11 protein-coding genes are annotated in these 11,811 nt (G+C 74.6%); 4 read left to right on the forward strand and 7 right to left on the reverse strand.

The annotated features are described in order from the left end of the window. Nucleotides 1-123: 123 nt before the first annotated feature. The 5 genes from ACFRMQ_RS18085 to ACFRMQ_RS18105 all read right to left on the reverse strand — a co-directional run bounded on the left by ACFRMQ_RS18085 (nucleotide 124) and on the right by ACFRMQ_RS18105 (nucleotide 4,471). Nucleotides 124-963 carry a carbohydrate-binding protein gene (locus tag ACFRMQ_RS18085; RefSeq protein ID WP_380731454.1) on the reverse strand — a complete coding sequence of 280 codons (840 nt, stop codon included), beginning with the start codon at nucleotides 961-963 and terminating at the stop codon, nucleotides 124-126. A 125-nt stretch (nucleotides 964-1,088) separates the two neighbouring features. Beyond that, the gene (locus ACFRMQ_RS18090) at nucleotides 1,089-2,018 is read right to left on the reverse strand and encodes an AraC family transcriptional regulator (RefSeq protein WP_380731455.1); all 930 of its coding nucleotides are present in this window, start codon (nucleotides 2,016-2,018) and stop codon (nucleotides 1,089-1,091) included. Nucleotides 2,019-2,182: 164 nt separating this feature from the next. Then, a complete protein-coding gene (locus ACFRMQ_RS18095) occupies nucleotides 2,183-2,980 on the reverse strand; it encodes an SCO1664 family protein (RefSeq protein ID WP_380731461.1) in 798 nt (265 codons plus the stop codon). 44 nt (nucleotides 2,981-3,024) lie between these two features. Then, a complete protein-coding gene (locus ACFRMQ_RS18100; protein ID WP_380731462.1) occupies nucleotides 3,025-3,591 on the reverse strand; it encodes a DUF3090 domain-containing protein in 567 nt (188 codons plus the stop codon). A gap of 196 nt (nucleotides 3,592-3,787) precedes the next feature. Continuing rightward, nucleotides 3,788-4,471, reverse strand: a complete 684-nt coding sequence (locus tag ACFRMQ_RS18105) for a histidine phosphatase family protein (RefSeq protein WP_380731456.1) — start codon at nucleotides 4,469-4,471, stop codon at nucleotides 3,788-3,790. A 177-nt stretch (nucleotides 4,472-4,648) separates the two neighbouring features. Here ACFRMQ_RS18105 and ACFRMQ_RS18110 point away from each other — a divergent pair, with 177 nt between their 5' ends. Continuing rightward, nucleotides 4,649-5,629 carry a magnesium and cobalt transport protein CorA gene (locus tag ACFRMQ_RS18110; RefSeq protein WP_380731457.1) on the forward strand — a complete coding sequence of 327 codons (981 nt, stop codon included), beginning with the start codon at nucleotides 4,649-4,651 and terminating at the stop codon, nucleotides 5,627-5,629. Between the two features lie 101 nt (nucleotides 5,630-5,730). On the opposite strand, the gene ACFRMQ_RS18115 is transcribed toward ACFRMQ_RS18110, so the two are convergent. Continuing rightward, entirely contained in the window at nucleotides 5,731-6,777 is a 1,047-nt protein-coding gene (locus ACFRMQ_RS18115; RefSeq protein WP_380731458.1) for an LLM class F420-dependent oxidoreductase, read from the reverse strand. A gap of 341 nt (nucleotides 6,778-7,118) precedes the next feature. Between ACFRMQ_RS18115 and ACFRMQ_RS18120 the strand changes: the two genes are divergently transcribed. Together ACFRMQ_RS18120 and ACFRMQ_RS18125 are read left to right on the forward strand one after the other, a co-directional pair. Then, on the forward strand, nucleotides 7,119-8,099 hold the full coding sequence (locus ACFRMQ_RS18120) for an aldo/keto reductase (RefSeq protein WP_380731459.1): 981 nt from the start codon (nucleotides 7,119-7,121) through the stop codon (nucleotides 8,097-8,099). 58 nt (nucleotides 8,100-8,157) lie between these two features. Further along, on the forward strand, nucleotides 8,158-10,383 hold the full coding sequence (locus ACFRMQ_RS18125) for a helix-hairpin-helix domain-containing protein (RefSeq protein ID WP_380731460.1): 2,226 nt from the start codon (nucleotides 8,158-8,160) through the stop codon (nucleotides 10,381-10,383). Nucleotides 10,384-10,520: 137 nt separating this feature from the next. On the opposite strand, the gene ACFRMQ_RS18130 is transcribed toward ACFRMQ_RS18125, so the two are convergent. Beyond that, entirely contained in the window at nucleotides 10,521-11,126 is a 606-nt protein-coding gene (locus tag ACFRMQ_RS18130) for a hypothetical protein (protein ID WP_380699076.1), read from the reverse strand. A 364-nt stretch (nucleotides 11,127-11,490) separates the two neighbouring features. On the opposite strand from ACFRMQ_RS18130, the gene ACFRMQ_RS18135 reads away from it, so the two are divergent. After that, nucleotides 11,491-11,700 (forward strand): DUF5703 family protein, encoded by a 210-nt coding sequence (locus ACFRMQ_RS18135; RefSeq protein ID WP_224285495.1) that lies wholly within the window; start codon nucleotides 11,491-11,493, stop codon nucleotides 11,698-11,700. Nucleotides 11,701-11,811 lie beyond the last annotated feature (111 nt).

Raw genomic sequence — 11,811 nt, forward strand, 5'->3', positions numbered from 1 at the left:
GGGCGGCGCTCAAACACGACTGGTTGGGCGGGCGTCTCGCCCGGGTCCCCACCGCGGAGGCCCGCCGGGGCGCCCCCCCCCCCCCCCGGCCCCCCGGCTCCCCCGGGGGAGCGGTCGGAGCCGCTACGACCGCTGCCAGAGGGCCGGCACGTTCGGCGGCTCCCAGCCGGCCATGGCGGTGTGCGCCTGGAGGCAGGTGTAGGAGACGCCGTTGTAGGTCACGCGGTCGCCCGCGTTGTACGAGGTGCCCGCGGCCCAGGTGCCGCTCGGCGGCGGGGTGCTGGGGCCGCCGGTGGGGGTGGCCGTCGGGGTGGGCGTCGGGCTGGGCGTGCCGGGGGTCTGCGCGACGTTCAGCACGAAGTCGAAGCTCGCCTCGCGGGTGTTGCCGTTCTGCCGGACGTTCATCAGCAGCCGGGCGTCGTAGATGCTGTCCGTGCTGTTGCGCGGCTCGTTCGGGAAGTACAGCTGGGTGGTGACGATCTGGCGGCCCGGGGCCTGCAGCTTGACGTGCAGGTGCCGGGTGCGGCCCGGGTAGAGGCCGGGCACGATGGTGTCCAGCTTGTACGCGCCGTTGGCGTCGGTGAACTGGTGGCCGCGGAAGGTGTAGGTGACGTTGTCGTAGTTGCCGCCGTTGTCGGCCTGCCAGAAGTCCAGCAGCACGCCGGAGATGGGTTGGCAGGCACGGCCGAAGACGTAGCCGCTGACCACCAGGTGGGTGCCGGGGCCGTCGTTGACCATCGAGCTGCGCAGCGGGGAGTTGGGCTTGAAGTACGGGCCCTCGATCTGCTCGACGGTGGGGGCGTCGCCGTCGTGGCACTCGGGGGTGAGGCCGAGCGGCTGCCCGCTGTCGATCTGGTCCCGGGCCAGTGCGACTCCACCGCCGACCAGCAGCGGGGCGGCGCCTAGTGCGGCGGCAGCCTTCAGGACGGTCTTTCGGCTGATCATGCCGTCGGACGTGGACATGCGCCGTCTCCTTATCGTGAGGCGGAGGGGTGGGGGCGGCCCTTGCCATGGTGGGGGCATGACAAGGGCCGGACCGGCCGCCCGTCCGCGCGCGCCGGACCGGCCACCGGTGGCCAGCAGCAAAGTTACGGGCCGTCCGGCGCGACCGCGATGGACATGATCCGGGGATCGTGGTGATTTCCGTCGACCCGGGCCCGGAACTCCCCCGGAGTCATCCCGGTCTCCCTGCGGAAGAACCGGCAGAAGTACGCCGGGTCGACGAAGCCCGCCTCCTTGGAAACCTGACGGATCGTCAGATCTGTGCAGGCCAGGAGACGTTTGGCTTCCAGCGTCTGCTGACGCCGGATCAGTCCGCCCGGGGTACGGCCGGTGGCCTGCTTCACCAGGGTCTGCAAGTGCCCCGGGGAGACGCCGAGTTCCTGCGCGGTGGAGGCCACCGAGTGTCGCACCCCGCCCGGCCGGGCGATCAACCGGGTGAAGGCGGCGGCCACTTCGGCCGGCCGGCCGGGCACCGACGGACGGTCCGCCGGTGTACAGGCCCGCAGCGCCCGGACGATCAGGATGTGCAGGCTGGCCCGCAGCACGCCCTGGTAGCCGGACGCCCTGGTCGCGTACTCGTACTCCATGTCGGCGAGCAGCCCCGAGATCGCGTCGGCCTGGTCGCCGAGCGCGATGGCGGGCCGGGTGGCCAGGGCCCGCAGGGCGGCGAGGTCCTGGGGGTGTCCGAGCAGGAAGTCCTCGTTGAACAGGACGACCCGGCCGGCCAGTTCCTCGGTGTCCGCCCAGTAGTGCACCTGGCCCGGCGTGATCACGCACAACTGCGGTGGTGCCAGCGGCCGGTGGACGAGGTCCAGGACGTGGGCGCCGTGGCCGCCGGTGACGTGGACGATCTCGTAGAACGAGTGGCGGTGGGGGAAGCCGGCCCGGGAGAGCGGGCCGATCGCGTCGAAGCTTCCGACGGCGAAGGGGAGCAGGTGGGGCAGCGGGACCTGTAACCGGTGCAACGGCAGGTCCGGCGTGGTTCGGGGGGCGGGGGTGGTCCGTCGCACATCCATCGGAGCAGTGTGCGACCTGTTCCGGGGACAGGTCCAGACCATCTGCCGCCGATTTCGAGTATCGGTCCAGACCACCGGCGTGGCCGGGGGCGCGGGCCCGTCCCGTCGACCGGCCCGCACACCCGGGAACGACCGGCCGGAGGGCCCCCGCACCCGCGGGGTCCCTACACCGGCGGCCAGGGGATCGCGGGCCAGTCCTCGGGCGGCAGCGGGTGCCGTCCGGAACCGCGCAGCTCGGCCACCCGGGCCCGGGCTGCGTCCAGTTCGGCCGCCGTCAGGTGCGGGGCGAGGCGCTCGGCGAGCTCACCGTCCAACTGCTCGGCCAGCCGGGCCAGCACCTCCAGCGCCTCGGCGGTCAGCGGGTCGCCGGCCCAGCCCCAGAGCAGGGTGCGCAGCTTGTCCTCGGTGTTGAAGGTGACCCCGTGGTCGATGCCGTACACCCGGCCGTCGGCGGCCGGGATCAGGTGACCGCCCTTGCGGTCGGCGTTGTTGAGCACCGCGTCCAGCACCGCGAGCCGGCGCAGCCGCCGGTCGTCGTGGTGCACCAGCAGGGCCGTCCGCCCGCCCTCGACCTCGGCCCGGACGATCGGCAGCCACCCCGCCTCCGGGCCGCGCGGGTCCTGGAGGGCCAGCAGCGGCTCGGCGCCCGGGTCCGGCTCGACCCACAGCTGCACCATGCCGGGCCCGTGCGGGCCCTCGCGCAGCACGGTCGGCGGCACCAGCCCCCAGCCGGTCGCGGCGGACACCTCGTACGCGGCGACCTCGCGGCCGGCCAGCGTACCGTCCGGGAAGTCCCACAGCGGGCGCTCACCGGCCACCGGCTTGTAGACGGCCTGCGCGCTCAGCGAGCCGTGCGCCACCGTGCAGTACAGCGCGGCGTTGGAGGCGTCGGTGAGCCGCCCGTGCACGGTCAGCTCGCCCTGGCGCAGCAGCGCGAGGGCGGTGGGCACGTCGGCGGCCAGCGCGGCGGCGGCCGCCGGATCGGCCTGCGGCGGGGTGTCGGTGTTCAGCGCCGGTAGCCGTTCGCGCGCGGGCACAGGTGCCCCTCCGGGTCGAGCGGCAGGTTGCAGAACGGACAGGGCTTGCGGCCCGCCGCGACCAGGTCCAACGCGCGCTTGGCGAAGACCCGGGCCATCGCGCCGGTCAGCCGCACCCGCAGCATGTCCGGGCCGGTGTCGTCGTCGGTGAAGACCGCCTCCTCGGCGTCCTCCTCCTCGTCCTCCACCAGCGCCTGGGCCTCGACCACCAGGCGGCCGTCCACGCTGTCCCAGGCCAGGGCCATGGTGCCGACCCGGAACTCCTGCTCCAGCGGGAGGTCCAGCGGGGCGGTGTCGAGCAGGTCCTTCGGGGCGGCGGCCGGGATCTCGGCGTCGCCGCCGCTGCGCCGCAGCGCCTCGTCCAGGACCTCCTCGATGCGCTCGGCGAGCGCCGCGACCTGGGTCTTCTCCAGCAGCACGCTGGTGATCCGGCCCCGGGCGCTGGCCTGCAGGTAGAACGCCCGGGCGCCGGGCTGGCCGACGGTGCCGGCCACGAACCGTTCGGGCTGGTCGTAGAAGTAGACCTGACGGGGCACGCTCTCGCTCCGGATCATGTCGGTCGGCGCGGCTCCGCCGGGGGCGGGTCGCGGCCGGATGGACTCATCAGTCACCCTACGACCTCCGGGCTCCGGCCGGGGAACCGAGCCGACGGCCGCGGGCGGGGTGGCACCCGGGGAACCTGCCGGTGCCGCACGGACGGTGCCTCCCCGGACGGCCCGTCGGCGCGGAGGGTCAGGCGGTGCCGCCCACCACCGCGTCGCCGGCCGGGGCCGGACCGGGCCGGGGGGCGAGCGAGGAGAGGTCGCCGGTGTCGCCCATCCTCAGCACGAAGGGCCGCTGCGGGGTGTAGCGGATCGCGGTGACCGAACAGGGCTCCACGCTGATCCGCTGGAAGTGGTCCAGGTGCAGCCCGAGCGCGTCGGCCACCACGGCCTTGATCACGTCCCCGTGCGAGCAGGCGATCCAGACCGCGTCCTCGCCGTGCTCGGCGGCGATCTTCTGGTTCCACTCGCGCACCGCGTCCACGGTGCGGTGGCTCAGCGCCCGCAGCGACTCCCCACCGGGGAAGGCGGCCGCGGCGGCGTGGTCCTGCACGGTGCGCCAGAGCGGCTCCTTGGCCAGCTCGGCCAGCGGACGGCCGGTCCACTCGCCGTAGTGGCACTCCCCCAGCCGCTCGTCCTCGGCCGGCGCGCCCAGCTCGGGCCGGACCGCCAGCAGCGGCTCCAGGGTCTGGCGGCAGCGCTCCAGCGGGCTGCTGACGGCCTGGACCAGCGGGATGCCGGCCAGTCGGCCGGCCAGCGCGGCGGCCTGGCCGCGTCCGGTGTCGTCGAGGTCCACGCCGGGGGTCCAACCGGCCAGGATTCCGGCGGTGTTCGCGGTGGAGCGGCCGTGACGGACGAGCAGCAGGGTGGGCATGGGGCCAGCCTACGGCCTCCGGGGCCGGGCGCGGGCCCGGTTCCGTCCGGCCCCCGGCTCCGCCGTCCTCGGTCCGGGCCGCACTCGTCACCGGCCCCGGCCCCGCCGTCCCGTCCGGTGGGCCCGAGTTGGCCCGGATCCGTGTCCCACGGCCCCTCCCGGGTGACAATGGCCCGCATGATCGTCCACTGCGCCGCCTACCACGAAGGCCGCCGGATCGAGGCCCCCGAGGACCTGGCCGGCGCGCTCGCCGCCGCCCGCGCGGCCGGTCCGAACGGCTTCGTCTGGATAGGCCTCTTCGAGCCCACCTCCGAGGAACTCGGCAGCGTCGGCAAGGAGTTCGCGCTGCACCCGCTGGCCGTCGAGGACGCCGTCAGCGCCCACCAGCGCCCCAAGGTCGAGGCCTACCAGGGCTCGCTGTTCGTCGCTCTGAAGACCGTCGGCTACCACCCAGGTTCCCACGTCGTCACCATCGGCGAGGTGATGGTCTTCCTCGGCCCGGACTTCGTGATGACCGTCCGGCACGGCGAGGACAGCCCGCTCAGCGGCCTGCGGGCCACCCTGGAGCAGGACCCGGAACTGCTGCGCTACGGCCCCAGTTCGGTGCTGCACTCGGTCTGCGACACAGTCGTGGACGGCTACGTCGAGGTGGCCGCCGCGCTCCAGACCGACCTGGACGAGCTGGAGACCGACATCTTCTCCCCCGGCCGGGTCGGCAGCGACACCGCCGGCCGGATCTACGGCTACAAGCGCCAGGTGATGTCCGTGCGCCGGGCCACCGGCCCGCTGCTGGAACCGATGCTCGCCCTGGAGCGGGGCGCCCGCTTCGTCCGCCCCGAGAGCGCGCCCTACCTGCGCGACGTCGCCGACCACGTGGCCCGGGTGAACGACCAGGTGGACGGCATGGACCGGCTGCTGTCCGACATCCTCAGCGCCAACCTGGCGCAGGTCAGCGTGCAGCAGAACAACGACATGCGGAAGATCTCGGCCTGGGCGGCGCTGGCCGCCGTGCCGACGATGATCGCGGGCGTCTACGGGATGAACTTCGAGGACATGCCCGAGCTGCGCCAGCCCTGGGGGTATCCGGCGGTGCTGGCGCTGATGGCCGTGGTCTGCGTGGTGCTGCACCGGGTGTTCAAGCGGCACGACTGGCTGTAGTGCCGCTCACCGGACCCGCCGTCCGGCCGTGCGGGTCCGGTTGAGCCGGTCCGATTGGGCGGGTCCGATTGGGCGGGTCCGGCCGCGTCGGGCCGGTCCGGTCACGCCAGGCCCGCGCGCTCCAGCGCCGCGACGCCGGTGCGCAGCGCCTGGATCCGCTCGTCCAGGGAGAACCCGGCCGGGGCCAGCGTGAGCGTGCTGACGCCCGCCTCGGCGTAGGCCTGCATCCGGTCGGCGATCCGGGCGGTGTCGCCGATCAGCGAGGTGGCGTCGATCAGGTCGTGCGGGACGGCGGCCGCGGCGCCGGCGTAGTCCTTGGCCAGGTACTTCTCCTGGACCTCGTCGGCGGCCTGCTCGTAGCCCATCCGCCGGGCGAGCTGGTTGTAGAAGTTCTTCTCCTTGCTCCCCATCCCGCCGATGTACAGGGCGGCGTACGAGCGCAGCGCGTCGACCCCGGCCTTGACGTCCTCGCCGACCGCGAGGTTCACCGTCGGGCAGAGGTCGAAGCCCTCCAGGGTCCTCCCGGTCTTGGCCCGGCCGGCCGTCAGCGGGTCCAGCGAGAGCGCGGCGTGCTCGGGCGAGAAGAAGATGCCGAGCCAGCCGTCGGCGATCTCACCGGTCAGCTCCAGGTTCTTCGGGCCGATCGCGGCGATGTACAGCGGGATGTGCTCGCGCACCGGGTGCACGGTGAGCTTGATCGGCTTGCCGGGGCCGCCGGGCAATGGCAGCGTCCAGTGCGCGCCCTCGTGCACCAGGCGCTCGCGGGACATCGCCTTGCGGATGATCTCCACGTACTCGCGGGTGCGGGCGAGCGGCTTGTCGAACTTCACGCCGTACCAGCCCTCGGACACCTGGGGGCCGGAGACGCCGAGGCCGAGCCGGAACCGGCCGCCGGAGAGGGTGTCCAGGGTCGCGGCGGTCATCGCGGTCATCGCCGGGGTGCGGGCCGGGATCTGGAAGATGGCCGAGCCGACGTCGATCCGTTCGGTCTTCGCGGCGACGAAGCTGAGCACGGTCGCGGCGTCCGAGCCGTACGCCTCCGCCGCCCAGCAGACCGCGTAGCCGAGCCGGTCCGCCTCCTGGGCCACGGCGATGTTGTCGGCGTCCATGCCGAGTCCCCAGTAGCCGAGGTTGATCCCGAGTCGCATCTGCCGCACCTTCCAGTGGGTTGGGGTTGCCGTGAGGGTAACCGCGCCGGCGCCGGTCATGCTACTGGCGGGTAGCGGTGGGCTGGGTCACACCGGCCCGGCTTTCGCCGCTCCGCTTCCGCCGCTTCCACCAGTCCCCCCGGCCGCGCCGGGCCCACCCGCCCCGCCGGCTCCGCCGCACGGGCCGGCGGCGCACCGCCGCGATGATCGTTCTGCGGGTCTCCACCCCTGCCCGGGCACCGGCCGCTACGCTCAGCCGAGGTGGGGAGCACTCTCCCCACCTGCGCGTTTACAGGGCTGCCCGGGCTCCCGGGAGCAGCGGCCAGTGGAGGGCCCGTCCGATGGAAAAGCGTCACCTCGGCCGCACCGGCCTACAGGTCTCCCGGCTCGGCCTCGGCACCATGACCTGGGGCCGCGACACCGACGAGCCCGAGGCCGCCGAGCAGCTCAAGGAGTTCGTCGACGCCGGCGGCAACCTGATCGACACCGCCGACGTGTACGCGGACGGCGGCGCCGAGTACCTGATCTCCCGGCTCACCGACAGCCTGATCCCCCGCTCCGAGCTCCTGATCGCCACCAAGGCCGGCAGCGTCCCGGAGTCCGCCCGCCGCTTCGACGGCTCCCGCGGCCACCTGCTCGCCGCCCTGGACGCCTCGCTGCGCCGGCTCGGCACCGACCACGTCGACCTGTGGCAGGTCCACTCCTTCGACCCCGCGACCCCCGTCGAGGAGACGCTCAGCGCCCTCGACATCGCCGTCACCTCCGGACGCGCCCGTTACGTCGGGGTCTGCGACTTCAGCGGCTGGCAGCTCGCCCGGGCCGCCACCTGGCAACGCGCCCACCACGGGCGGGTGCCGCTGGCGGGGGCGCAGCTGGAGTACTCGCTGCTCCAGCGCGGCGTCGAGCGGGAGGCGCTGCCCGCCGCCCTGGACGCCGGGGTCGGGGTGCTGGCCGGCTCCCCGCTCGGACGCGGGGTGCTCACCGGCAAGTACCGCCACGGCATCCCGCAGGACTCGCGCGGGGCCTCGCCGTACCTGACCGGGTACGTCCAGCCGTACCTCGGGGAGCGTTCCCGGCGGATCGTGGACGCCCTCGCCACCGCCGCCGACGGGCTCGCCAGCAGCCCGCTGGCGGTCGCGCTGGCCTGGGTGCGGGACCGGCCCGGGGTGGCGAGCGCGCTGGTCGGAGCCCGGACACCGAGCCAGCTCCAGGCGGCGCTGTCGGTGGAGGCGCTTACGCTTCCGGATGAGATCCGTGGTGCGCTGGACGACATCTCGTCGCCGGTGCACCGCTACCCGGACCAGGGGTGGACCGAGCTGTGACCCCTGGCCCGGGTTGTCGAACAGAACGTGCGGTGGAGTGACCTTGGAGCGGACGACGATGACTGACACGGGGAACGACGCTCCGGAGGTGACCAAGGGGGCCCAGCTGACCCCGGCGGAGAAGGCGGCGAAGTTCGCGGAGCTGGCCCAGCGGATCCGGGGCATGCAGCCGGAGGACGCCGCGGCGAATGCCGCGCGGTCGGGTGCCGCACGGGCGGAGGCCTCGATGCTGGAGCCGTCGGCGGCGGAGGCCGCGGCAACGGAGGCCGCAGCGACGGAACCCCCGACGGCGGAGGCTCCGGAGCCCGAGGCGCCGGAGCCGGCGGCTCCGGTGGCTCCTGCCGCTCCGGTGGCTCCCGCGGCTCCTGTTGCCCCTGCCGCTCCCGCGACTCCGGCCCCGGCGGTCTCCGACCGGCAGCGCGGCGAGGCGCTCCGCGCCACCGCCGAGGTGCTGACCGCCGGCGGCGCCCCGGCCGAGCTGGCGCCGGCCGCCGTGGCCGCGTTCGGCGAGGAGGCCGCCGGGCGGCTGCGCGAGGACCCCTGGGCGGTGCTGGGCCTGCCCGGCGTCCGGCCCGAGCACGCGGACGGCTTCGCCCGGAAGCTGCTCGGCCCCGGCGCCGCGCCGAGCGATGGGCGCCGTGGCCAGGCCATGGTGCTCTGGCTGCTTGAGCAGGCGGCGCTGCGCGGGCACTCCGCCCTGGAGCTGACGGAGGTGGTGGCCGGGCTCGGCCGGCTCCGGATGCCGGAACCGGCCGCCGCCATCGAGTCCGCGGTCGAGAACGGGCGGGTGCTGACCTTCCAGGAGGAGCTGACCGGTGCCGAGGCGCACGCGGCGGGCGACGGCGCGGAGGAGGACGAGGCCCCCACCCGGACGCTGCTCGCGCTGGAAGGCCTGGGCATGGCGGAGGTCAGCCTCACCGAGAAGCTGCTCCAGCTGATGGCCACCTTCGTGCCGGGCGATGACGCGGCTGAGGACACGACCGAGGACACCGCCGAGAACGCGGACCCGAACGCGGACGAGAACGCGGACGAGAACGCGGACGGTGCGGAACCCGAGGCCGCCTCCGAGCAGGCCCCCGCCGCCCCCGGACCGGCCGCCTGGGCCGCCGCCGCCGAGGCCGCCTCGTCCTCCTCCGCGACCGCCCTGATCAAGGCCGTCGCCGAGCACGCCCTGGTGCTGCACACCGGAGGCGAGGCGGCCCGCGCCGAGCCGGCCGCGCTCGTCACCGCAGCCCGGGGCCTCGGGCTGCGTGCCTGGGCCGCCACCTGGACCGACCAGGGCCGGGACGCCCTCGCCGCACTCTCCGGGGCTGCCGACGGGGAGCGGAGCGCCGTGGTCACCCTGGCCGAGCTGCTCTCCGGCGCCGCCGGCCCCGGCCGCGCCCCGGACGGCACCCTCGCCCTGGACCTGCTGGTCGTGCTGGACGCCCCGCTGCTGGACGTCGAACTCGCCGCCACCGTCCTGGAGTCGCTCGCCGACGGCACCCGGCTGGTGCTCAGCGGCGATCCGGGCCAGCTCTGGTCGGCCGGCCCCGGCCGGTTCTTCGCCGACCTGCTGGCCGCCAAGGCCTGCCCGGCGGTCGCCTCCCGCACCCCGGACTTCGGTCCGATCGGCGAACTGGTCTCCGGCGTCGGCGTCGGCGAGCTCCAGCCGGTCGAGGCGCCGGACAAGGAGGTGGTCATCCTGACCGCCAAGGACGGCGGCGAGGCCGTCCACCGCGCCATCCAGCTGCTCACCGACTCCATCCCGCGCGCGCTCGGCATCCCGGTCGAACAGGTGGTGCTGCTCACCCCGGGCCACGGCGGCCCGGCCGGCACCCGGGCGCTCAACGCCGCCGCCAAGGCCCGGCTCAACCCCGGCCCCGGCCGGTTCGGCGGCTTCGACCCGGGCGACCGGGTGGTCGACTCCCCCGCACCCGGCATCACCCGCCCGGCCCGGGTGCTGGACGGTGACGCCACCGGCCTGCACCTGGAGTACCCGGACGGCTCGCGCCGGACCGTCCCTCCCGCCGAGGCCTCCCGGCTGCGGCACGGCTGGGCGCTGACCGTCCACCAGGCACTCGGCCGGCGCTGGCCGGGTGCGGTCGTGGTGCTCCCGGAGGACGCCGCCCCGGCGCTCACCCGGCAGTGGGTCTACACCGCGTTCGGCCGTGCCGAGCGGCACCTGTCCGTGGTGCACGCGGCGGGCCCTGCGCTCGCCCAGGCCGTCGCCGACCGCCCGGCTCAGCCGCGCACCACCCGGCTGCGGGCGATCCTCACCGAGGACGCCGCCCCGGCGTACTGACCGGCCGGCGCGGCCGGCCCCGTTCCACGAGGTGACCGGCCGCGACAACACGACGGGCGGGCCCCGGTGATCCCGGGCCCGCCCGTCGGCGTTCCGAACGGCCTCGCGTTCCGAACCGCCTCACGTCCTGGACGCCTTCAGTCGTCCAGGTCCTCGTCGTCGTAGACCTCGCTCACGTCGAACCGGCAGATCAGCAGCTGCGGGTCGGCGTGCTCGAAGGGTTCCGGCAGCCACTCGCCCGGCTCGGTCGGCTCGGCGGCGGCGACCCAGAGCGTGGAGTCGCCCTCCTCCAGGCCGAACTCCTCGCTGCGGGCGGCGATCTCGTCCGGCTCGTACTCGCCGAACAGCACGCCGATCGCGGCGTTCACCTCGCCCGCGCCGGAGCCGCCCGGGGTGAGCGACTCGTCCAGCCGCTCGGCCTGGGCACGCAGCCGCTTGGGGTCGACGACGTGGTAGTCGCGGCGGATCAACACGCTGATCGCCTCGGGCTGTTCGGGGCCGTGGTACCCCCCGGGGCCCTCGTCCCCGGGGATCTCGAAGGGCGTGACCTCGTCGTAGGCCTCGTACAGGAGCTGGTCGTAGGCGATGGCCGCCGTCGCGAGCTGCTCGTAGGCGGCGGACACGGCGGGATCATCAGCTGCGTTGGGGCTTGACACCGCTTCCAGATGACGGTCGATGGCGGCCTTGACCGCCTCAGCGGCGGCGCGTACCTCGGCAATGGTGGGCTGCGCGGCATCAGACATGGTGCAGACGCTATCTCCCCGCAGTGTCGGTACGCACAGCGGTTGTCACCTACACCCGCGATTTCACCGCAACTTCCCCCCTGATGTCCGATCCATGCCACTTCGTCCTCCCCTGACACCGGCGCGAAGGGGGCGCCAGGGGCGCGCGCCGGGCCCGACGGGGCCGTCCGGGTGCGGCTGAGCGCGCCGGGATCGGGGTATCCCCTCCACAGCGGCAACAGGGCTGACGCGCTGTCAGTCGAATGCCCGGGCCGCACCCCCGGCGGGCCGCCGATGCCACACCGGAGCACGGCCGGAAATATCCGGGTCCGCTGTCCGGGGCAGGCCGTAGGCTTGCCCGAAGGTGATCCCCAGGAGGAGCGTTTTGACCCCACGGAAGCCGGTCCGGCAGCCGGAGTACGAGTACCAGTCCCTGCGCATGCCGCGCGGCACCACGCGCAACGCGGCGCGCCAACTGCTCACCGAGCACGCCGAGTACGGGCACTGGGAGCTCGACCGGCTGCGGCTGTTCCCCGACGGCAGCCGGACGGTCCGGCTGAAGCGGCGGATCATCCGGCAGGTCCGGAGCTGGTGACGAGCGGAGCGCCGCACCCCTGAGAGGGGCTCGCGCCGAGCCGTCAGACGCCCGCGGCCGCCCTCACGCGGCGGCCGCGGGCGCGTCGTTCCCCCGACGGGATGGGGGCGG

It is taken from the genome of Kitasatospora sp. NPDC056783 (assembly GCF_042789895.1).
In the GTDB taxonomy this organism is placed as follows: Bacteria; Actinomycetota; Actinomycetes; order Streptomycetales; family Streptomycetaceae; genus Kitasatospora.

Coding starts and splice junctions, on each gene's coding strand:
- ACFRMQ_RS18130 (WP_380699076.1), bottom strand. CDS start 11,126: ATGTCTGATGCCGCGCAGCCCACCATTGCCGAGGTACGCGCCGCCGCT.
- ACFRMQ_RS18120 (WP_380731459.1), top strand. CDS start 7,119: ATGGAAAAGCGTCACCTCGGCCGCACCGGCCTACAGGTCTCCCGGCTC.
- ACFRMQ_RS18115 (WP_380731458.1), bottom strand. CDS start 6,777: ATGCGACTCGGGATCAACCTCGGCTACTGGGGACTCGGCATGGACGCC.
- ACFRMQ_RS18090 (WP_380731455.1), bottom strand. CDS start 2,018: ATGGATGTGCGACGGACCACCCCCGCCCCCCGAACCACGCCGGACCTG.
- ACFRMQ_RS18105 (WP_380731456.1), bottom strand. CDS start 4,471: ATGCCCACCCTGCTGCTCGTCCGTCACGGCCGCTCCACCGCGAACACC.
- ACFRMQ_RS18085 (WP_380731454.1), bottom strand. CDS start 963: ATGTCCACGTCCGACGGCATGATCAGCCGAAAGACCGTCCTGAAGGCT.
- ACFRMQ_RS18125 (WP_380731460.1), top strand. CDS start 8,158: ATGACTGACACGGGGAACGACGCTCCGGAGGTGACCAAGGGGGCCCAG.
- ACFRMQ_RS18110 (WP_380731457.1), top strand. CDS start 4,649: ATGATCGTCCACTGCGCCGCCTACCACGAAGGCCGCCGGATCGAGGCC.